The sequence below is a fragment of the Mycolicibacterium rhodesiae genome (assembly GCF_002086695.1).
Classification (GTDB): Bacteria; Actinomycetota; Actinomycetes; order Mycobacteriales; family Mycobacteriaceae; genus Mycobacterium; species Mycobacterium rhodesiae.
In genome coordinates this window covers 37,538-57,468 of record NZ_MVIH01000004.1, presented here as the reverse complement: position 1 = coordinate 57,468, position 19,931 = coordinate 37,538, and the positions used below count along the sequence as shown (strand labels likewise).

The 19,931-nt window shown below is 67.1% G+C and carries 21 protein-coding genes; 12 read left to right on the top strand and 9 right to left on the bottom strand.

Annotation, left to right across the window (positions count from 1 at the left end; all coding sequences use genetic code 11):
• Positions 1 to 3: 3 nt before the first annotated feature.
• On the top strand, positions 4 to 411 hold the full coding sequence (locus BST42_RS10020) for a tautomerase family protein (protein WP_083118448.1): 408 nt from the start codon (positions 4 to 6) through the stop codon (positions 409 to 411).
• Between the two features lie 91 nt (positions 412 to 502).
• Here the strand turns inward: BST42_RS10020 and BST42_RS10015 are convergent, their stop codons facing one another.
• The 5 genes from BST42_RS10015 to BST42_RS09995 form a co-directional block, all read right to left on the bottom strand.
• Positions 503 to 1,864: an HNH endonuclease signature motif containing protein gene (locus BST42_RS10015; protein ID WP_083118447.1), complete on the bottom strand. Its 1,362-nt coding sequence runs from the start codon at positions 1,862 to 1,864 to the stop codon at positions 503 to 505.
• Positions 1,865 to 1,944: 80 nt separating this feature from the next.
• The gene (gene rnhA / locus BST42_RS10010) at positions 1,945 to 2,433 is read right to left on the bottom strand and encodes a ribonuclease HI (protein ID WP_083118446.1); all 489 of its coding nucleotides are present in this window, start codon (positions 2,431 to 2,433) and stop codon (positions 1,945 to 1,947) included.
• Positions 2,430 to 3,056, bottom strand: a complete 627-nt coding sequence (locus tag BST42_RS10005; RefSeq protein WP_083118445.1) for a VOC family protein — start codon at positions 3,054 to 3,056, stop codon at positions 2,430 to 2,432. Before BST42_RS10005 ends, rnhA begins: the two co-directional genes overlap by 4 nt.
• A 7-nt stretch (positions 3,057 to 3,063) precedes the next feature.
• Positions 3,064 to 4,932, bottom strand: a complete 1,869-nt coding sequence (locus BST42_RS10000; RefSeq protein ID WP_083118444.1) for a propionyl-CoA synthetase — start codon at positions 4,930 to 4,932, stop codon at positions 3,064 to 3,066.
• Between the two features lie 115 nt (positions 4,933 to 5,047).
• Positions 5,048 to 5,476, bottom strand: a complete 429-nt coding sequence (locus tag BST42_RS09995) for a type II toxin-antitoxin system Rv0910 family toxin (RefSeq protein WP_083118443.1) — start codon at positions 5,474 to 5,476, stop codon at positions 5,048 to 5,050.
• 53 nt (positions 5,477 to 5,529) lie between these two features.
• On the opposite strand from BST42_RS09995, the gene BST42_RS09990 reads away from it, so the two are divergent.
• Positions 5,530 to 6,321 carry an enoyl-CoA hydratase/isomerase family protein gene (locus tag BST42_RS09990; RefSeq protein ID WP_207569481.1) on the top strand — a complete coding sequence of 264 codons (792 nt, stop codon included), beginning with the start codon at positions 5,530 to 5,532 and terminating at the stop codon, positions 6,319 to 6,321.
• On the opposite strand, the gene BST42_RS09985 is transcribed toward BST42_RS09990, so the two are convergent.
• Positions 6,318 to 7,190: an LLM class flavin-dependent oxidoreductase gene (locus tag BST42_RS09985; RefSeq protein ID WP_083118441.1), complete on the bottom strand. Its 873-nt coding sequence runs from the start codon at positions 7,188 to 7,190 to the stop codon at positions 6,318 to 6,320. The two genes, BST42_RS09990 and BST42_RS09985, sit on opposite strands and share 4 nt — an antisense overlap.
• 188 nt (positions 7,191 to 7,378) lie before the next feature.
• Here BST42_RS09985 and BST42_RS30075 point away from each other — a divergent pair, with 188 nt between their 5' ends.
• Entirely contained in the window at positions 7,379 to 7,915 is a 537-nt protein-coding gene (locus BST42_RS30075; protein WP_083118440.1) for a hypothetical protein, read from the top strand.
• Positions 7,879 to 8,367 carry a helix-turn-helix transcriptional regulator gene (locus BST42_RS29005; RefSeq protein ID WP_237159349.1) on the top strand — a complete coding sequence of 163 codons (489 nt, stop codon included), beginning with the start codon at positions 7,879 to 7,881 and terminating at the stop codon, positions 8,365 to 8,367. The genes BST42_RS30075 and BST42_RS29005 overlap by 37 nt, the downstream gene beginning before the upstream one ends.
• A gap of 12 nt (positions 8,368 to 8,379) precedes the next feature.
• Here the strand turns inward: BST42_RS29005 and BST42_RS09970 are convergent, their stop codons facing one another.
• A complete protein-coding gene (locus tag BST42_RS09970; protein WP_083118439.1) occupies positions 8,380 to 8,838 on the bottom strand; it encodes a DUF2231 domain-containing protein in 459 nt (152 codons plus the stop codon).
• A 40-nt stretch (positions 8,839 to 8,878) separates the two neighbouring features.
• On the opposite strand from BST42_RS09970, the gene BST42_RS09965 reads away from it, so the two are divergent.
• From BST42_RS09965 to BST42_RS09945, 5 genes are read left to right on the top strand one after another with little or no spacing between them, the layout of a single operon-like run.
• Positions 8,879 to 10,042 (top strand): MFS transporter, encoded by a 1,164-nt coding sequence (locus BST42_RS09965; protein ID WP_083118438.1) that lies wholly within the window; start codon positions 8,879 to 8,881, stop codon positions 10,040 to 10,042.
• Positions 10,043 to 10,051: 9 nt separating this feature from the next.
• Positions 10,052 to 10,786, top strand: coding sequence for a precorrin-6A synthase (deacetylating) (cobF, locus tag BST42_RS09960; protein WP_083118437.1), 735 nt, complete (start codon positions 10,052 to 10,054; stop codon positions 10,784 to 10,786).
• Positions 10,787 to 10,813: 27 nt separating this feature from the next.
• A complete protein-coding gene (locus BST42_RS09955; RefSeq protein ID WP_083118436.1) occupies positions 10,814 to 11,206 on the top strand; it encodes a phage holin family protein in 393 nt (130 codons plus the stop codon).
• 9 nt (positions 11,207 to 11,215) lie between these two features.
• Positions 11,216 to 12,079 (top strand): Fpg/Nei family DNA glycosylase, encoded by an 864-nt coding sequence (locus BST42_RS09950; protein WP_083118435.1) that lies wholly within the window; start codon positions 11,216 to 11,218, stop codon positions 12,077 to 12,079.
• 9 nt (positions 12,080 to 12,088) lie between these two features.
• Complete coding sequence (locus BST42_RS09945) at positions 12,089 to 12,838, top strand: SDR family oxidoreductase (RefSeq protein ID WP_083118434.1); 750 nt, start codon at positions 12,089 to 12,091, stop codon at positions 12,836 to 12,838.
• Here BST42_RS09945 and pgi read toward each other — a convergent pair.
• Positions 12,835 to 14,484: a glucose-6-phosphate isomerase gene (gene pgi, locus BST42_RS09940; protein ID WP_083118433.1), complete on the bottom strand. Its 1,650-nt coding sequence runs from the start codon at positions 14,482 to 14,484 to the stop codon at positions 12,835 to 12,837. The genes BST42_RS09945 and pgi overlap by 4 nt on opposite strands.
• Before the next feature lie 51 nt (positions 14,485 to 14,535).
• On the opposite strand from pgi, the gene BST42_RS09935 reads away from it, so the two are divergent.
• Together BST42_RS09935 and BST42_RS29590 are read left to right on the top strand one after the other, a co-directional pair.
• Positions 14,536 to 15,993: an NAD-dependent succinate-semialdehyde dehydrogenase gene (locus BST42_RS09935; protein ID WP_083118833.1), complete on the top strand. Its 1,458-nt coding sequence runs from the start codon at positions 14,536 to 14,538 to the stop codon at positions 15,991 to 15,993.
• 56 nt (positions 15,994 to 16,049) lie between these two features.
• On the top strand, positions 16,050 to 16,214 hold the full coding sequence (locus BST42_RS29590; protein ID WP_165760824.1) for a hypothetical protein: 165 nt from the start codon (positions 16,050 to 16,052) through the stop codon (positions 16,212 to 16,214).
• A gap of 3 nt (positions 16,215 to 16,217) precedes the next feature.
• Here BST42_RS29590 and BST42_RS09930 read toward each other — a convergent pair whose 3' ends face one another.
• Positions 16,218 to 17,777 (bottom strand): acyl-CoA synthetase, encoded by a 1,560-nt coding sequence (locus tag BST42_RS09930; RefSeq protein ID WP_083118432.1) that lies wholly within the window; start codon positions 17,775 to 17,777, stop codon positions 16,218 to 16,220.
• A 126-nt stretch (positions 17,778 to 17,903) separates the two neighbouring features.
• On the opposite strand from BST42_RS09930, the gene BST42_RS09925 reads away from it, so the two are divergent.
• Positions 17,904 to 19,928, top strand: coding sequence for a DUF459 domain-containing protein (locus BST42_RS09925; RefSeq protein WP_435406019.1), 2,025 nt, complete (start codon positions 17,904 to 17,906; stop codon positions 19,926 to 19,928).
• Positions 19,929 to 19,931: the final 3 nt, after the last annotated feature.

Below are 19,931 nucleotides of genomic sequence, written 5' to 3'. Positions count from 1 at the left end.
ACGATGCCGGTCTACACGTGCACGACAGTGCAATCGACGCTTGACGCGCAAACCCGGGCCAACCTGGCCGGGGAACTGACCAGAATCCATTCGATGATCAATCACGTGCCCGGCACGTACGTCAACGTGGTCTTCCATGAACTTGCCGCCGACGAGGTGTACACCGACGGTGAGCCTGCGAAGCCACTGCTGATCAACGGCTGGGTCCGCACCGGGCATCCCGAGGCCCAGACCAGCCAATTGGTCGCCGAAATCGCTTCCGCGGCAACACGGGTCACTGGCATCCCTGCTCAACGGGTGCTGGTAGTCATTCAGAACAGCCCGGCTCACTTTGCGATCGAAGGTGGTCGGGTGCTGCCCGCACCGGGTGAGGAAGAAGCGTGGTTGCGAGCGCAGCGGGACGGATCATGACGTGGCCACTGCGAACAGTTGTCGGGCGCCTTCGCCACGGCGCTCATCATCACGAGTGCGGTCCGAAGATGAGGAGCGCGGCGGTGCCGGGTCAGGCCGCGTCGTCGTCCGCGCCGTCGGGTGGCCGGTCGTTCCCCAGCAGTCGTTCCGGGTGGTGGTAGTCGTTGGTGCCGCCGCGCAGCATGGGTAACCCCGGCGGCGGTATCCATTCGGTGGTGCCGTCGGGGAGTTGGCGGGTGGTCCAGCCGCCGGTTTCGACGAGTTGGTTGTCTGGTGGGCAGGCCAGGGTGAGGTCATCGATGTCGGTCAGGCCGCCTTTGGCCCAGTCCTTGGCGGCGTGGTGCACTCCGCTGTGGTAGCCGGGGGCGTCGCAGCCGGGTCTGCTGCAGCCACGGTGCTTGGCGTGCAGGATGATTCGCTGGTCTGCGGTGGCGATGCGTTTGGTGCGGCCCAGCCACAGCGCGCGGCCATCGACGCCGTCGAACAGGGCGAGGTAGTGGTAGGCGTGGCTGGCCATCCGGATGAGGTCGGGGATCGGAAGCAGCGTTCCGCCGGCGGTGACTGTGTGCCCGGTCTTGTCTTGAAGGTCTTGCAGGGTGGCCGTCGCGATCACGGTTACCGGTAACCCGTTGTGCTGCCCGAGCTTCGGGTCGCCGAGCTGCCCGCGGACCAGGGCTTTGAGTGCATCGTGTTGGCGCTGGGCGTAGCTGCGTGAGTCCCGCTGGACGACCTCGTCAGACGGTGCGATCGTGGGGTTGTCGTCTGCGGGATTGCACATTCCGGGGGCGGCGAATTTAGCCAGCCAGGCGTCGAGCTCGGATCGCAGCTCAGGGTCGGCGATCAGCCGGCCGACGCTCATCCCGTCCACACCTTGACCGCCGCACCAGACAAAGCCGCGCTTGCGGGCACGGTCCTCATCCGAGAACGTTCCGTCGGGATTGAGGTGCAGCGCCAAGCGGTGGGCGACGTTCTCCAGCTGATCGGGCCGCAACGCCGTAGCCTTCTGCGCCAGTGTCTGTTCGGCCTTGTCCACCTGATCCGGCGGGACATGCTCGGGCAGATCGCGGAAGAACTTCTGAATCACCCGCAGATGCTCGCCATCCAGCAGTCCGGCATGCCATGCCGCCGATGTCTCGGGCAGTACGGGCGGCAGCGGCTCGCCGGTCAACGCTCGCCGCGGCGCCAACTGCTCGGCGTCGCGGATGCGACGCTTGGCTTCCCGGGTGCTGATCCGCAGCACATCGGCCAGTGTGATGGGGACCGGCGGGCAGCCTTCGAACCGCTCCAGCCGGGCGACGAGCCTATGCGACACCGCCACCTGACGCCGACGCGCAGTCTCCAACCGCTCCAGCACCGCAAACCGCTCCGGTGGATCGAGCATCTCGAGATCGACCGCGGCCAAGGCCTCGACTGCATCGTCGAGCGCCTCCAATACCACATCGATCGAACTCATGTTCGAAAGACTACTCCGGCGCGCCGACAAGAAACGAGGGTTCAAACCTCATCTGTGGATGAAGCCGAATGTGTGGATAACTAGATCGCGAGCGCCGCCGCCGCGAGCGCCGCCGCAGCGACCGCCTCTTCCAATCCCCGCGTCGCCAACTGGTCCGCCAGCTCGTTGTCGGCGACGCCCGAATGGCCCTTCACCCAGAACCATTCGACTCGGTGCTGCGAACAGGCGAGCTGCAGGCGCTGCCAGAGGTCGACGTTCTTCACCGGCTGCTTCGCCGACGTCATCCAGCCGTTGCGCTCCCAGCCGAGAACCCACTTCGTGATGCCGTTGCGGACATACGTGCTGTCGGTATAGAGGTGCACCGACACCGGTCGGGTCAGGGCCTCCAGCGCCATGATCGGCGCGGTCAGCTCCATCCGGTTGTTGCTCGTCGCACCGGCCTCGCCGCCGCACATCTCGCGGACGTGTTCGCGCATGCGCAGCACCGCCCCCCAGCCACCGGGGCCGGGATTGGGCCGGCAGCCCCCGTCGGTGTGGATGACAACCGTCTCGCTGACCTCCGAGCTCATGCGCCGAGAATAGGCGGCGAGATCATCGCCGTGCGCACCGACATGCCCAGATCGCGATGCTTCACGGTGGTGATCCGACGCCCCGGCTGCACGGCATCTTTCACCCGCAGCGCGTGATCTCCGAAGAACGCCGCCGTCGCGTCGATGTCTGTGACGACGTATGTGATGCCCCACAACGAGGATGGTCCGCCGCCGGTCGCACCGGGGGAGCCGACGACCTCGAGGATCACCGGCCCCAGCCGGAAGAAGATCTGCCGCATCGGCTGACCGCCGAGTTCGGCGTCGCGCTCTCGGCGTGGTTTGAGCCCGATGGCGGACAGTGACGAGACGGTCCGGGAAAGGTTGGGAGACAACAGCACGACGTGATCGATCTCGGTCACGCCGTTGGGGTGCACCGCCGGCTCGGGGGTATCGGTCACCGACGACGTCGTCGGGATCCCGTCGATGTGACCGTCCGCCGGCAGCCCGCGTAAAGACCATTCGACGATGCCGGATCCCCGCCCACCCAGGCGCACCCGCACGTCACCGATTCGGGCAACCGAATCCGTATCCACGGTGAACCCGGCATCGCGCCACGCGGAGGCGGGATCGCCGACGTGAATCTCGTCGATGGTGACGGTCACCGCCGCCCTACCCCTGCAGGATCGGGCGCAAGGTGTCCAGCACGGCCGGGTCTTCGATGGTCGACGGCACTGGCTCGTCCTTGCCGTGCGCGATACCCCGCATCGTCTTGCGCAGGATCTTGCCCGAGCGCGTCTTCGGCAGTGCCGGAACCACATCGACCAACCGGAAGCACGCCACCGCACCGATCTCCTCGCGGACCGCGGCCACCAGCTCATCGGCCAGCCCCTCGGCCGACGCGCCCGCCTTCAGCACCACGAAGCCGCGCGGCACCTGACCCTTGATCTCGTCGGCCACCCCGATCACCGCGCATTCGGCCACCGCGGGATGCCCGGCCAGCACCGCTTCGATAGATCCGGTCGAAAGCCGGTGTCCCGCAACGTTTATCACGTCGTCGATGCGGCCCATCACGAACAGGTAGCCGTCCTCGTCGAGGTACCCACCGTCGCCGGTCAGGTAGTAACCCGGGTGCTCGCACAGATACGACGCCTCGTACCGCGCGTCGTCACCCCACAGTGTCGGCAGCGTTCCCGGCGGGAGCGGCAGACTGATGCAGATGGCGCCCTCTTCGTTCGGCTCACACCGGCTGCCGTCCATCCGCAGGATCTGAACGTCGTAGCCCGGCATCGGTACCGTGGGTGAACCCGCCTTGAGTGGAAGGTGTTCCACTCCCATGGGATTGGCGGCGATCGCCCAGCCCGTCTCGGTCTGCCACCAGTGATCGACCACGGGCACACCGAGTTTCGCCGATGCCCAGGCGTAGGTGTCCGGGTCCAGCCGCTCACCGGCCTGGAACAGATATTTCAGGCACGACAGGTCGTAGCGATCGGCATGCGAGGCCTGCGGATCCTCCTTGCGGATCGCGCGGATCGCGGTCGGTGCGGTGAACAACGCTTTCACCCCGTGCTCGGACACCACTCGCCAGAACGCGCCGGGATCCGGTGTGCCGATGGGCTTTCCCTCGTAGAGCACCGTGGTGGCGCCGGCCAGCAGCGGCCCGTACACGATGTAGGAGTGGCCCACCACCCACCCGACGTCGGAGGCCGCCCAGAACACGTCGCCGGGGTCGATGTCGTAGATGTGCCGCATGCTCCACAGCAGCGCGACGGCATGGCCGCCGTTGTCGCGGACGATGCCCTTGGGCTTGCCTGTGGTGCCGGACGTGTAGAGCACGTACAGCGGATCGGTGGCCGCCACCGGCACGGGATCGGCGGGGGCAGCCGCCGCCATCGCATCGGACCAGTCGACGTCGCGGCCGCCGACCAGATCGCAGGCGTGCTTGTCCCGCTGCACGATCACGCAGGCGTCAGGCTTGTGCGACGCCAACTCCAGCGCGTGGTCGAGCATCGGCTTGTACTCCACCACCCGGGTCGGTTCGATGCCGCACGACGCCGAGACGACGACGGTCGGCTGCGCGTCGTCGATGCGGGTGGCCAGCTCGTGCGCGGCGAACCCGCCGAACACCACCGAGTGCACCGCACCCAGACGAGCGCAGGCCAGCATCGCGATCACCGCTTCGGGGATCATCGGCATGTACAGCACCACGCGGTCGCCCTTGCCGACCCCGAGGTTGCGCAGTGCACCGGCGAAGCGTGCTGTCTCATCGAGCAATTCGCGGTAGGTGTAGACCCGCTGGTTGCCGGTGACAGGCGAATCGTAGATCAGTGCGGCCTGGTCGCCGCGTTCCTCGATATGCCGGTCGAGGGCATTGGCGCACGTGTTCAGCTCGGCGTCGGGGAACCACCGGTAGAACGGCGGGTTGCTGTCATCGAGAATGCGCTGCGGCGCACGAGTCCACGCGACCGCGTCCGCGGCCCGCGCCCAGAACTCTCCCGCATCAGCCACGCTGGCGTCGAACAACTGGCGATACCCGCCCATCCCGGCTTCCTCCCGTCATTGGGTGTAAGCACGGTAGCGCGATCATGTGACGCAGCCGTCACCTATCAGTCGTTTGTCGCCGAATGCACCGGCATCTGCGCCGAGCGGCACGCCGTCAGGCCAGCGCGGCCAGATTCGACACCGATTTGCGCACATCAGACTCCAGCACGCGCGCCACCAGACGCCCGACCGCTCCGTTGAGCACCCCGCCGGAGATGTCGGCGATCAGGTGAAAGCAGGTTCGCTGATCGATTTCGGCCACGTTCATGGTGATGCAGATCCGCACGGCAGGCCAGCCGGTGCCACGCAGCTCGATCGTGCGCGGCTCGTCGTACTTGGTCACCCGCCAGTGGATGGTGTTGCGGAACCCCTTGACCTTGATCAATGACGAGACTTCGGTGCCCTCGCCGATCTGTTCCGGGACCGACCCGCGCCAGCCCGCGAAGATCGTCATCCACTGGTCGAAGCGGTTCAGGTCCGAGGCCAGCTTCCAGGCCTGCTGCGGCGTCACGTCGGAAGGCACGGATACGTCAACAGTCGCCATGGGCGCCCTGTACCCGCTCCTGCGCCACCGCTAACGTGCAGCACATGGCTGCGGTGGAATTCGAAGAGCTCGAAGACGGAATTGCTCAGGTCACGTTGAACCGGCCGAATCTGCTGAACGCGATCGACGGTGAACTGATGGACGGGGTGGACGACGCCCTGGACCAGCTGAGTTCGTGGAAGTACCGGGTTGCGATCCTGACCGGGGCGGGCCGGGGATTCTGCGCGGGCGCCGACCTCAGCGGTACCGGGAAGCCGTGGACCGAGCCGGCCGCCGCCGAATTCAAGACGACCTACGACGCCCAGGTGCGGTTGGCCGATCAGCTGACCCGGCTCTACGAGCTGCCCATCCCCGTGGTCGCGGCGGTCAACGGAGTGGCCGTGGGTGGGGGATTGGCCTATGCGCTGCACTGCGACATCCGGATCGCGTCGCAGACCGCGCGGTTCGGTTCGGTGTTCATCAAGGCCGGGTTTTCGTCGCTGGACATGGGCACCAGTTACCTGCTGCCGAAGATCGTCGGCGCGGGTGCGGCCCGGGAGATGATGCTCACCGGACGGATCATCGATGCCGATGAGGCCTACCGGATCGGGCTGGCGCACGAGGTGGTCGCCGAGGAGGCGCTCGTAGGCGCGGCTCTGGCGATGGCCCGCACCATCGCCGCCAACAACGCCTTCGGCGTCTGGCAGACCAAGACCGGTCTGAACGCGGCCCTCGACGCGCCAAGTCTGCGGCACGCCAAGGAGATCGAGAACCGGACGCAAATCCTGACCGGGTTCACCAACAACCCGCGCGAGGCTGCGATGGCGCACCGCGAGAAGCGGGCGCCGAACTGGGATGCTCTCTAGCCGTTGACTTTTGCGATCACGCGCTCGGCGAACATCTCGAGATTGCGGATCTTGTCGTCCAGCGGCTCGAGATCGGGTCCCTTGATGTAGGGCAGCCGGAACCCGACCATCACGTCGGTGATTCCCTTGTCCTCCAAGCGTTTGACGCCATCGACGGTGAACGCGTCGAGGGAGATCACGTGGATTTCGAAAGGCCGGTCGGTCGTGCCTTCTTCCTCCCGGTACCGGTTGAGCTTGACCAGCAGGTCGTCGAGATCATCGGTGCCGCCACCGTGCATCCAGCCGTCGTTGCGGGCCGCCCGGCGCAGCGCCGCGTCGGCATGCCCGCCGATCAGGATGGGTAGCGGTTCAGACGGTGCCGGGGTCATCTTCGTCTTGGGGATGTCGTAGAACTCGCCGTGGAATTCGAAGTAGTCACCGCTGGTGAGGCCGCGAATGATCTCGATGCACTCGTCCATCCGCTTGCCCCGCCTGGCGAACGGCACCCCCATCAGTTCGTAGTCCTCCGGCCACGGGCTGGTCCCGACTCCGAGTCCGACGCGGTTTCCGATCAGCGCGGCCAACGAGCCGGCCTGCTTGGCCACCAGGGCGGGCGGGCGGATCGGCAGTTTGAGCACGAAGAAGTTGAACTTGAGCCGTTCGGTGACCGCGCCCAGCGCCGCGGTCAGCAAGAACGTCTCGATGAACGGCTTGCCGTCCAGGAACTCCCGGTTGCCGTCGGGGGTGTACGGATAGGTGGAGTCCGACTCGTACGGATAGGCGACGCTGTCCGGAATCGTCATCCCGTCGTACCCGGCGGCCTCGACGGCCTTGGCGAGCGGGATGTAGAAAGACGGATCGATCATCGCCTCGGCGTAGGTGAATCGCATGGGGCGATAGTAGAACGTGTTCTACCTGTCGCGGTGCAAGATCCTGATGGCCGGGAAGTCAACGTCATCGATTCCGCGCGTGCCGGGAGTAGTGTCGACTCCACGAGCTGAGCCCACGCTCATTCATGGTCATCCAACGCGTGCACCACGCGAACTGCGGTTCCCGTCTTGGTGGCTCAAGCGTTCATGTGAAGTCAGGAAGAACGATCACCGCTCGTATCGTTGCGCCCCCGCAGCACACCACCTGTACCACGGCCGACCCCGACGCGGCCGCCGCGTTCATCTCGAGCGCGTGGGGCGCCCACGGCCGTGTCGACGGCCTCGATCCCGGTCGTCCGATTCGGATAGCCCGGCTGCAGATCGACCACGTCAGCGTCACCGAGGCCGAGTTCCCGGGTGCTCTGCACTTCCAGACCGACCAATGGCCCTGCTATCTCGTCGCCGAGGTGAAGGCGGGCACGGTCCAGATCGGTGCCACCGCCCGCGCCGAGCGATGCGCCGCGGGTGACGTGGCGCTCGCGGTGCGCCCCGGACGTCCATGCTCGGCGAACACCGAAGACGCCGAGGTGTCATTGACAGCACTGTCGCCGGAGGCACTGCAGCGGATCACCGGCGATCACGCGACCGACGGTGCACCCGGGGTCCGCTTCATCTCCAACCGGCCTCGGTCGGATGCGGCGGCGGCGCAGTGGGAAACGACGGTCGACTATGTGACGCGACTCTGACCAGTGTCCTGTGCCCGGAGGACGCCACGCTGGTGGTCGGCGGTGCCGTCTCCTTGCTCGCATCGACGCTGTTGCATGTCTTCCCGAACACCTTCGCCGACGCCAAACACGTCGAGCACCCGCAGGTCTCGGCACCGCTTGTGCGCCAGGCGATCGACTTCATCCAGGCCAACTGCGTACGGGACATCTCGATGTCCGATATCGCCTCCGCCATCAACGTCACACCCAGAGCCGTGCAGTACATGTTCCGGCGGCACCTCGACACCACCCCGATGGCGTATCTGCGCCGCGTCCGCCTGGACCGCGCGCACCGGGATCTTCTGGCCGCGGACCCGGCCCACGACACCGTCTCGGCTATCGCCACCCGATGGGGCTTCGCCCATACCGGGCGGTTCAGCCAGGTCTACCGCGCCGAGTTCGGGGAATCACCCAGCGTCACCCTGCACGGCTGAAGCGGTTGCGGGTCAGGCTTTTTGGCTCCAGGTGGCTTGCGCTCCCGAGTCGCCGATGCGGTAGACCTGAACGATCGTCGCGATACCGACCACCACCACGAACACGGTGATGACGGCCGCGAAGACCGTTGACAGCGAGCGTCCGCGGGCGGCGCTCACGTGCACGACCGCCAACAGCACCGCCCCGACCAATAGCGCCAGCGAGAAGAAGATCATCGTGTCGCCCAGCTCGGCGTGGGTGTGCACCATCGGCGACCGTCCGACCTGGTCTTCGAGCCACTCCCCGGCCTCCGTGGTCAACGGAGTCAAGACCGTGACGATCAACGACAAGGCGAGCACCAGCCACACCAGACGCTGTCGGGCCGCGGGCCACACCGCGCAGAGAATGGCCAAGACCGCGGTCAGCGGTGCGAGGGCCACGATGAAATGAACAAACAGGACGTGAGCGGGCAGGCCGTTGAACGTCGACACGGGCGAATACTACTGCGCCGGTGGTACATAATCGGCCGTAATGACTGCGTGGCTGACCCGCAATGTGCGGGTGCTCTCGGCGGTGTCGTTTCTGCAGGACGCCGCGAGTGAACTGCTCTATCCGCTGCTTCCGATTTATCTGACCGTGGTGCTGGGCGCGCCGCCGTCGGTCGTGGGCGCCATCGAGGGTGCCGCGGAGGGCGCGGCGTCGATGACCAAGCTCGCGGTGGGACCGCTCGGCGACCGGTTCGCCAAACGGCCTTTGATCGCAACGGGATACGGGATGGCCGCACTGGGCAAGGTGATCATCGCCGTCGCCGGCGCCTGGCCCGGTGTGCTCGCCGGCCGCGTGGTCGACCGCCTCGGCAAGGGGATCCGGGGCGCGCCGCGCGATGCGCTCTTGGTGGAAGGAATCGATAAACCGTTGCGCGGCAGGGTGTTCGGCTTCCATCGTGCGATGGACACCTTGGGTGCGGTGGTCGGGCCACTGCTCGGTCTGGCGGGCTACGAGCTGCTGGATCACCGCATTGCGCCGTTGCTGTACATCGCGATCGTTCCTGCGGCGCTGTCCGTGCTGTTGGTCGTGCTGGTCCGCGAGCCCCGGCGCGCGGAGCCCAGGGCCCCGCGGCGGCCGGTGTTCGCCGGGGTACGGGAACTGCCACGCAGGTACTGGCGGGTGACCGCGCTGCTGGTCGGCTTCGGCGTGGTGAACTTCCCCGACGCGTTACTGCTGTTGCGGCTCAACGAGATCGGCTTCGGCGTCGTGCAGGTAATCCTTGCCTATGTCGGCTACAACCTGGTGTATGCGTTGGGCAGTTTCCCGGCGGGTGTACTGGCCGACCGGTTGCCACGGTCGGCGGTGTTCGGCTTCGGGCTGGTGTTTTTCGCCGTCGGCTACATCGGGCTCGGGTTGACCACCGATTCCATTGCGGCGTGGCTGCTGATCGCGTCGTACGGCATGTTCACCGCATGCACCGACGGCGTCGGTAAGGCCTGGATCTCCTCGCTCGTCGGCGGTGACCAGCAGGCCGGTGCGCAGGGAGTGTTTCAGGGCGCCACCGGTTTCGCGGTGCTGGCCGCGGGGCTGTGGGCCGGGTTCCTGTGGGGCGGCGACGGCCGGCTGCCCTTACTGATCTCGGGCGCGGTCGGCGCATGTTTTGCGGTTGTGCTGCTGGTTCCGCTTGCGCTGCGGCGCTTTCGTTAGGCTGCCCCGGTGCGCACCATCCACGTCATCGGTATCGGAGCCGGCGACCCCGACTACGTGACATCGCAGGCGATCCGCGCGCTCAACCACACCGACGTGTTCTTCGCGATGGACAAGGGCGAGGCCAAGAGCGACCTCGTCGCCCTCCGGCGCGAGATCTGCGCCAGGTTCATCGACGAACCGGGCTACCGCTTCGTCGAACTGCCCGACCCGAAACGCGCGGCCGAGGGCGACTACACCCGGGCTGTCGCCGACTGGCATTCCGCCCGCGCCGAGCTGTGGGCCCGGGCCATCGAAACCGAACTCGGCCCCGACGGCGTCGGTGCCTTCCTGGCGTGGGGGGACCCGTCGCTCTACGACAGCACCCTGCGGATCCTCGACGAGGTAGCCCGGCACATCGAATTCCACTACGACGTCATCCCCGGTATCACCGCGATCCAGGCGCTGACCGCGCGGCATCGGATCCCGCTCAACGACGTGGGCGAACCCGTGTTGATCACCACCGGGCGGCAGCTGCGCAAGACCGGCCTGACCGGCTCGGCGGTGGTGATGCTCGACGGCGACTGCGCATTTCTCGGCTGCCCACCGCAGACCCGGATCTGGTGGGGCGCCTACCTCGGTACCGGAGACGAAATGTTGGTGTCGGGCACCGTCGGCGAAGTCGGCGAGCGCATCGCCGCGCTGCGCGCCGCTGCCCGCGCGCAACACGGCTGGATCATGGACATCTACCTCTTGCGGGCCTAGGCGGGCGCATTCTGGGAGGATTCCCGCATGGGACAGTTCCTCCTCCGCGCCGCGGTGACCGGGCTGGCGCTGTGGGTCGTGACGCTGATCGTGCCCGGTATCAGCTTCGTGGGTGGTGACACCACGCTGCAGCGGGCCGGCATCATTCTGGTCGTCGCGATCGTCTTCGGCGTGGTGAACGCGATCATCAAACCCGTCGTCCAGATCTTGTCGATACCGCTGTACATCCTCACTCTGGGGCTCTTCCACATCGTGATCAATGCGCTGATGTTGTGGATCACGGCCTGGATCACCGACCACACCACGCACTGGGGACTGCAGATCGACCAGTTCTGGTGGACCGCCATCTGGGCGGCGATCGTGCTGTCGATCGTGGGATGGCTGTTCTCGCTGCCGTTGCGTGACGCCGACCGCCGCTAACCTGAACGTATGCCCGAACTGCCCGAAGTCGAGGCCCTCGCCGACCATCTGCGCCGGCACGCGGTCGGCCGGACGGTCGGGCGCGTCGACATCGCGGCGCTGTCGGTGCTCAAGACGTTCGATCCACCGCCGACGGCGCTGCACGGACAACCCGTGACCGGTGCGGCCCGCTGGGGCAAGTACCTCGGTATGCAAGCCGGTGGGCTCTGGCTGATCACCCATCTGTCCAGGGCAGGCTGGCTGAAGTGGAGCGACAAGCTCGCGGCCGGGCCGCTCAAGCCGGGAAAGGGCCCCATCGGCCTGCGGGTGCACCTCGGAACGCCCGGCGAGGCCCCCGGTTTCGACCTGACCGAGGCCGGCACCCAGAAGCGACTGGCGGTGTGGATCGTCGACGACCCGGCCAAGGTGCCCGGCATCGCAACGCTGGGTCCCGACGCGCTGGAGATCGGCCCCGACCAGCTGGCGGACATTCTCAAACCGCACACCGGGCGGATCAAGACGGTGATCGCCGACCAGAAGGTGATCGCCGGGATCGGCAACGCCTACAGCGACGAGATACTGCACGTCGCCAAACTGTCGCCGTTCGCGACCGCCAACAAGCTCACCGCCGCGCAACTCGCCGCCCTGCACGACGCGATGATCACCGTGCTGACCGACGCCGTGCAGCGTTCGGTGGGGCAGCAGGCCGCAACTCTCAAGGGGGAGAAGCGATCTGGACTGCGGGTGCATGCCCGCACCGGTTTACCGTGCCCGGTGTGCGGTGACACCGTGCGCGAGGTGTCCTTCGTCGACAAGTCATTTCAGTACTGTCCGACGTGTCAGACCGGAGGCAAGGTGCTGGCCGATAGACGGATGTCGAAGCTGCTCAAATAACCTGACCCTGTGGCCAGACAGAAGATCCTCATCACCGGTGCGAGCTCCGGACTCGGGGCCGGGATGGCCCGCGCATTCGCGGCCAAGGGTCGCGATCTGGCATTGTGCGCCCGCCGCCTGGACCGCCTCGACGAGCTCAAGGCCGAACTGGGCCAGCGCCACCCGAACATCACCGTCGCCGTCGCCGCCCTGGACGTCAACGACCACGACCGGGTGCCGACGGTGTTCGCCGAGCTCTCCGACCAACTCGGCGGCATCGACCGGGTCATCGTCAACGCCGGGATCGGCAAGGGCGCCCTGCTCGGCTCCGGCAAGTTGTGGGCCAACAAGGCCACCATCGAGACCAACCTGGTCTCGGCGCTGGTGCAGATCGAAGCGGCGTTGGCGATGTTCACGGCGACGGGTTCGGGACATCTGGTGCTGATGTCGAGCGTGATGGGCAACCGCGGGGTTCCCGGCGTGAAGGCCGCCTACGCTGCGAGCAAGGCCGGGCTGAGCTCACTCGGCGAGTCCTTGCGGGCCGAATATGCCTCTGGCCCAATCAAAGTCACCGTCATCGAACCCGGTTACATCGAGTCGGAGATGACCGCGAAGTCGAAGACCACCATGCTGATGGTCGACACCGACACCGGCGTACGCCAGATCGTGGCGGCCATCGAGCGGGAAGCCGGCCGGGCGATCGTCCCCGGATGGCCGTGGATTCCGCTGGTGGCGCTGATGAAGGTCGTGCCGACCCGGTTCGCCAAGCTGTTCGCCTAGCGGGTCCGGCCGCGCTCCTCGCGGTACCGGCGCACCAGCTCGTCGGTGGAACTGTCGGTCTGCTTGGCCGGCGAGCCGTCGCTGGTGATCACCCCGAGCAGCGCCTTCGCCTGGGTCTTGCCCAGCTCGACGCCCCACTGGTCGAACGAGTCGATACCCCAGATCACGCCTTCGGTGAACACCTGATGCTCGTAGAGGGCGATCAGTTGGCCCACCACCGACGGCGTCAGCCGGTCGGCCAGGATCGACGTGCTCGGCCGGTTGCCCGGCATCACCTTGTGCGGAACGACATTGGCCGGGGTGCCCTCGGCGGCGATCTCCTCGGCGGTCTTGCCGAACGCCAGCACCTGGGTCTGGGCGAAGAAGTTGCTCATCAACAGGTCGTGCATACTGCCCGATCCGTCGGCGGTCGGCAGGTCGTCGATGGGCTGGGAGAACCCGATGAAGTCCGCGGGCACCAACCTGGTGCCCTGGTGCAGAAGCTGGTAGAACGCATGCTGGCCGTTGGTTCCCGGTTCGCCCCAGAAGATCTCGCCGGTCGGGGTTGTCACCGGGGAGCCGTCGGCCTTCACCGATTTGCCGTTGGACTCCATCGTCAGCTGCTGCAGATACGCCGCGAAGCGGGACAGATCGTTGGAGTACGGCAGTACCGCACGGGTCTCGGCGCCGAAGAAATCGGAGTACCACAGGCCGATCAGCCCGAGCAGCACCGGCGCGTTCGATTCCAAAGGGGCAGTGGCGAAGTGGCGGTCGACGAGGTGGAAACCGGAGAGGAAGTCGGCGAAGGCCTCCTTGCCGATCACCGCCATCACCGAAAGCCCGATCGCGGAGTCCACCGAGTAGCGGCCGCCCACCCAGTCCCAGAAGCCGAACATGTTGGCGGTGTTGATGCCGAAGCTGTCCACCAGCTTCTTGTTCGTCGACACCGCGACGAAGTGCTTCGACACCGCGGCGTCACCGAGGGCGTCGGTGAGCCAGCGGCGCGCGGCGGTGGCATTGGTCAGTGTCTCCAGTGTCGAGAACGTCTTGGAGGCGATGATGAAAAGCGTTGTGGCAGGGTCGAGTCCGTCGAGCTTGGCGACCAGATCGGCCGGGTCGACGTTGGAGACGAACCGTGCCGAGATGCCGGCGTCGGCATAGTGCCGCAAGGCCTGATACACCATCACCGGGCCCAGATCCGAGCCGCCGATGCCGATATTGACGACGGTCTTGATCCGCTCGCCGGTGGCGCCGGTCCACTCGCCGCTGCGCAGCCGGTCGGTGAAATCGCCCATCGCGTCGAGCACCTCGTGCACGTCGGCGACCACGTTCTGACCATCGACCTCCAGCGTGGCGTCGCGCGGCAGGCGCAGCGCGGTGTGCAGCACCGCACGGTCTTCGGAGGTGTTGATGTGCTGGCCGGACAGCATGGCGTCGCGGTGCTTCTCGAGGTCGGCAGCGCGGGCGAGATCGACCAGCAGCGACAGCGTCTCCCGGGTGACGCGGTGCTTGCTGTAGTCGATGTACAGGTCACCGACGGTCAGGGTGAGCTCGCGGCCGCGGGCGGGATCTTCGTCGAAAAACTCGCGGAGGTGTTTCCCGGCGATCTGGTCGTGGTGGCGACTCAGCGCGTTCCATTGCGGCGTAGCGGAAATGTCTCCAGTCATTCCTTCGACCCTAGTGCGGAGAAGTGTCCAAGGGAGTAGATGATGGAGGGTATGAGTTCTCCAGACATTGAACGGCTGTTGGCCTCGGTCCCCACCGGACTGTGGATCGGTGGAGAAGAGCGGCCGGGGTCGTCCACCTTCGAGGTCTTCGACCCGTCGAACGACGAAGTCATCGCGACGGTGGCCGACGCCGGCGCCGAGGACGCCGTCGCCGCGCTCGACGCGGCGTGCGCGGTGCAGTCGCAGTGGGCGGCCACCCCACCCCGGGATCGCGGCGAGATCCTGCGTTCGGTGTTCGAGACGATCATCGACCGCGCCGACGATCTGGCCGCGCTGATGACTCTGGAGATGGGCAAGGTCGTCGCCGAGAGCATGGGTGAGGTCAAGTACGGCGCCGAGTTCTTCCGCTGGTTCGCCGAGGAGGCGGTGCGCATCGGCGGCCGCTACACCCCGTCGCCGGCCGGCACAGGGCGGATCATCGTCACCAAGCAGCCCGTCGGCCCGTGTTACGCGATCACGCCGTGGAACTTCCCGCTGGCCATGGGAACCCGCAAGATCGGGCCTGCGTTCGCGGCGGGCTGCACCATGATCATCAAGCCGGCCCAGGAGACCCCACTGACCATGCTGCTGCTGGCCAAGCTGATGGCCGACGCGGGTCTGCCCAAGGGTGTGCTGTCCGTGCTGCCCACGAGCAGGCCCGGTGAGGTCACCAAGGCACTCATCGACGACGGCCGGCTGCGCAAGCTGACGTTCACCGGCTCCACCGGCGTCGGCAAGGCGTTGGTCGCGCAGTCGGCCGACAAGCTGCTGCGCACCTCGATGGAACTGGGCGGCAACGCGCCGTTCGTGGTCTTCGACGACGCCGACGTCGATGCCGCGGTCGACGGCGCGATGCTGGCCAAGATGCGCAATGGCGGCGAGGCGTGCACCGCGGCCAACCGCATCCACGTCGCGAATGCGGTGATCGAGGAGTTCACCGACAAGTTCGTCAAGCGGATGGGCGAGGTCACCCTGGGCAACGGGCTGGACCCGTCGAGCAAGCTGGGTCCGCTGATCAACACCAAGCAGCTGAACAAGGTTCAGGAACTGGTCAACGATGCCGTCGACAAAGGGGCGAAGGTCGCGCTCGGTGGCGAGGCCCCCGGCGGCCCGGGGAACTTCTACCCGGCGACCGTCCTCACCGACATCCCGCCCACCGCGCGAATCCTCACCGAGGAGGTGTTCGGGCCCGTCGCGCCGATCATCGGCTTCGACACCGAGGAAGACGGCATCGCGGCTGCCAACAACACCGAGTACGGGCTGGCGGCCTACATCTACACCGAGTCGCTGGACCGCGCGCTGCGAGTCGCCGAGGCGATCGAATCCGGCATGGTCGGGGTGAACCGGGGCGTGATCTCCGACCCGGCCGCGCCGTTCGGTGGCGTCAAGGAATCCGGCTTCGGCCGCGAGGGTGGCATCGAAGGCATCGACGAGTATCTGGACACCAAGTACATCGCGCTGACCAAGTAGTGCTAACTGTGGTGCGCTTCACGCTTGCAATTGCAAGCGTGGGGTAACCAAGCGCCATGAAGATCAGCAGTTCGCAGGCTCCCGCGCGTCGAGGGGTGTCTGAGCTCGTCACCGCGCAGCTGTCCGGCGCGGTCGCCGGCCTGATGCTGGCCCTTGATCAGCTGCTGCCCGAGGCTCCGCAGCGCCCGAAGATCGTCGACCGGGACCTGACGCGCTGCTGACGCTCAGCTGACCGAGCGGTCGGACCCGCTCCAAAATTTGGCTCGCAGTTCTCGTTTGAGGACCTTGCCTGCCGCCGACACCGGCAGTGCGTCGACGACCTCGAAGCTGCGGGGGATCTTGTAGCCGCCGATGAGCGTCTTGCAGAACTCCCGCAGTTCGTCAGGCTCGGCCTGCTGTCCCGCGGCCAGCACCACCACGGCGTGTACCCGCTCACCCCATCGTTCGTCCGGGACGCCGATGACCGCGCAGGTCGCGACCGCAGGGTGGCGTGCCAGCGCGTTCTCCACCTCGACGGAGTACACGTTCTCCCCGCCGGACACGATCATGTCCTTGATGCGGTCGACGACGAACACGTAGCCGCGTTCGTCGAGGTAGCCGGCGTCGCCGGTGTGCATCCAGCCGCCCCGCAGCGCGGGGGCGGTCTCCTCGGGCTTGCCCCAGTACCCGGCCATCACGTGGCCGCCGCGCACCGTGATCTCGCCGATTTCACCGGCAGGCAACTCGGTGCCGTCCTCGCCGACGATGCGGACCTCCGAGTGTGGTGCGGCGCGCCCACCGGACCGGCGCAGGATCGGGTCGTGGTGGTCCTGCGGCGCCAGCAGCGTGGCGACGGGGGAGACCTCGGTCATGCCGTAGGCCTGCACGAACGACGCGGTGGGCAACCGCACCGCGGCCCGCTCCAGCAGCGCCGCCGAGATCGGCGATCCGCCGTAGAGCACCGCCTGCAGGCTGGACGTGTCGTGGTCGCCGACCGCGGGATCGTCGACCAGCATCTGCACCATCGTCGGCACCAGCAGCAGGTCGGTGATCCGGTGCGCCTGGACGGCCTCGAGCACCCAGTCGGACCGGAACGCCGGGATGAAGACGTGGGTGCCACCCCGGCACACCTGGGCCAGCCAGATCGCCAGATCCGCGAGGTGGAACATCGGCGCGGCATGCAGCAGCGGGCCGCCCGAGGTCAGGAACAAACCCGACGCCAAGCACCCCAGCGCCGAGGTCATCAGGTTGTCGTGGGTCAGCATGACGCCCTTCGGGTGACCGCTGGTGCCGCCGGTGTAGAACAGGCCCGCCAGATCGGCGCCGCAGCGGTGCGCGTCGGGCACCGGGTCACCGGCTGCCACCAGTTCCTCGTAGCTGAGCAGTCCATCCGGCGCAGCGCCGTCGCCGCAATGGATGACGTTCACCAAATCACTGGATTGCGAACGTAATTCGGAAAGCAATGGCAGGAACGTGTCATCGATCAACAGTGTGCGGGTGTCGGAGTCGCGCAGGCTGTACGCGATCTCCGCGGCACTCCAGCGGATGTTGATCGGGTTGACCACCGCGCCTGCCCACGGCGTCGCGAGCAGATACTCCGAGTAGCGATCCGAATTCAGCGACAGGATGCCGATGCGATCACCCGCGCCGACGCCGAGCGCCTGAAATGCGCCGGCCAGCCGGGCCACTCGATCGGCCACCTCGGCGACGGTACGGACGCGCCCGGCGCAGATCGTCATCGTCTCGTGCGGCGCGGCGCGCAGCGCCCGATGCACGCCCTGCGTCAGATACATGCCGCTGGTCATAGTCACCCCGGCCGAAGTGTATGCCGGGCACGGCAAGGAATTGACGTAAACGACCGCGCGCCTGCGCTGATCAGCCGCGGCGGCGAACTAGATTTCTCAGCACTGAAGAACTAGGAGGACATGGGTGTGACGGCGCGCTTCTTTGCGCAAAGTCCCTGGGTTGATCCCGTCTCGCAACCGAGCCAACTGCGCAGGCCACGGCCACGCGGTGAGGGAATTCCTGCGCTGAACGGGATCCGTGGCGTCGCCGTCGCTCTGGTTCTGATCGGACACAGCGGAATCCCCGGTGTCGCAGGCGGATTCATCGGCGTCGACGTCTTCTTCGTGCTCAGCGGATTCCTGATCACCTCGCTGCTGCTGGACGAGATCGGCCGCACCGGAAAACTCGACCTCGGCGCGTTCTGGGTGCGACGCGCCCGCAGGCTACTGCCCGCCCTGCTGGTGATGGTGCTGGCGGTCATCGCCGCGCGACTGCTGTTCCCGCCCGACGCGGTCAGCGGCCTGCGCAACGATGCGGTCGCCGCGTTCCTGTGGATGGCTAACTGGGCGTTCGTGTCGCACCAGACCGACTACTTCAGCCAGGGTGCTCCGCCCTCGCCGCTGCAACACACCTGGTCACTCGGCGTCGAGGAGCAGTACTACCTGATCTGGCCGGTGCTGATCGCGGCGGTGGCGGTACTGCTGGCGGTTACCGCCCGGCGGCGCAAGAAGACCCCGACCATCACCGTGGTCCGCTGGGCTGTGCTGGTCCTTGCCCTCGCCGGAACGGCGGCGTCGGCCACCGAGGCGATCCTGATGGCCGACGATGACTCGCTCAACCGCGTCTACTTCGGCACCGACACCCGCGCGCAGGCGCTGCTGATCGGCGCCGCCGCGGCCGCACTGCTGGTGCGGGACTGGCCGGCGATGATGGCGGGCTGGCCGCTGATCAGGTCGCGGTGGGGCCGGTGGCTGGCCGGGGCAGTCCCGGTGGCCGGGGTGGCCGTACTGGCCGCGATCACACACGTCGCGACCGGCAGCGCCGCCGAATTCCGCAACGGTCTGCTGATCGTCGTCGCCGTGGCCGCCGTCGCGGTGATCGCGGGCGTCGCGCTCGAACAGAACGGTCCGGTGGCGTGGGTGCTGGCCACCCCGCCGCTGGTGGCGCTCGGCGTCGTCTCCTACGGCGTGTACCTCTGGCACTGGCCGGTGTTCCTGGTGCTCACCGGGGAGCGCACCGGCTGGACCGGCTACCCGTTGTTCGCCGCCCGCTGCGCGATCACGCTGCTTGCTGCGGTCGGGTCGTGGTGGCTCATCGAACGCCCCGTCCGGCGCTGGCGACCCGTGCACGTTCCCCAGCTTCGGCTCGCCGCTGCAACGATGGCCACGGCCGTCGCCGTCGCGGTCGTCGTCGTGCCGGTGGGAACCCGGATCGATGCGTCGAGCCCCGACATCACCCAGGCCGCGCTGGTCTCTCCGGTGGAGACCGTGCGCCTAGCTGCGCCGCTGCAGACCGGGCCGCGCCCGCACACCGTGTCGGTCTTCGGTGACTCCATCGGGTGGACGATGATGCGCTATCTGCCGCCCACGCCCGGCATCAGCTTCCTGGACCGCACGACGATCGGCTGCGGCCTGGTCCGAGGGGGGCCGTACCGCTACTCCGGGCAGAGCCTGGAACAAAAGCCCGAGTGCGACGCCTGGCCGGAACGCTGGGCGCAGCGGATCGGCCACGACCGGCCCGATGTGGTGTTGATGATGATCGGGCGCTGGGAGGTGGTGGACCGCAAATGGAATGGCAAATGGGCCCACATCGGCCAGCCCGATTTCGACAAGTATCTGGAAAGCGAGCTGCGGCACGCGCTGGACATCCTCGGCTCCACCGGGGCGCTGGTGGTGGTGACGACCGAGCCGTACAGCCGGCACGGTGAGCAGACGAACGGCAACCTCTACCCCGAGGATCAGCCCAGCCGGGTCGACCAGTGGAATGCGTTGCTGCGCAGGGTGGTAGCCGGTCGCAAGAACGTGACCGTGCTCGATCTGAACAAGAAGCTCGCGCCGAACGGTGGCTACACCAACAAGATCAACGGTGTTCAGGTCCGCATAGACGGGGTGCACCCCACGCCGAACGCGGTCAAGTGGATGACGCCCTGGCTATTGGACGCCGTGCGCTGACGC

Coding starts and splice junctions, on each gene's coding strand:
- BST42_RS10020 (WP_083118448.1), top strand. CDS start 4: ATGCCGGTCTACACGTGCACGACAGTGCAATCGACGCTTGACGCGCAA.
- BST42_RS10015 (WP_083118447.1), bottom strand. CDS start 1,864: ATGAGTTCGATCGATGTGGTATTGGAGGCGCTCGACGATGCAGTCGAG.
- rnhA (WP_083118446.1), bottom strand. CDS start 2,433: ATGAGCTCGGAGGTCAGCGAGACGGTTGTCATCCACACCGACGGGGGC.
- BST42_RS10000 (WP_083118444.1), bottom strand. CDS start 4,932: ATGGGCGGGTATCGCCAGTTGTTCGACGCCAGCGTGGCTGATGCGGGA.
- BST42_RS09995 (WP_083118443.1), bottom strand. CDS start 5,476: ATGGCGACTGTTGACGTATCCGTGCCTTCCGACGTGACGCCGCAGCAG.
- BST42_RS09985 (WP_083118441.1), bottom strand. CDS start 7,190: ATGCGATTCACCTACGCCGAGGCGATGATCGATCCGTCTTTCTACATC.
- BST42_RS09965 (WP_083118438.1), top strand. CDS start 8,879: ATGACTGCGTGGCTGACCCGCAATGTGCGGGTGCTCTCGGCGGTGTCG.
- BST42_RS09955 (WP_083118436.1), top strand. CDS start 10,814: ATGGGACAGTTCCTCCTCCGCGCCGCGGTGACCGGGCTGGCGCTGTGG.
- BST42_RS09950 (WP_083118435.1), top strand. CDS start 11,216: ATGCCCGAACTGCCCGAAGTCGAGGCCCTCGCCGACCATCTGCGCCGG.
- pgi (WP_083118433.1), bottom strand. CDS start 14,484: ATGACTGGAGACATTTCCGCTACGCCGCAATGGAACGCGCTGAGTCGC.
- BST42_RS09935 (WP_083118833.1), top strand. CDS start 14,536: ATGAGTTCTCCAGACATTGAACGGCTGTTGGCCTCGGTCCCCACCGGA.
- BST42_RS29590 (WP_165760824.1), top strand. CDS start 16,050: ATGAAGATCAGCAGTTCGCAGGCTCCCGCGCGTCGAGGGGTGTCTGAG.
- BST42_RS09930 (WP_083118432.1), bottom strand. CDS start 17,777: ATGACCAGCGGCATGTATCTGACGCAGGGCGTGCATCGGGCGCTGCGC.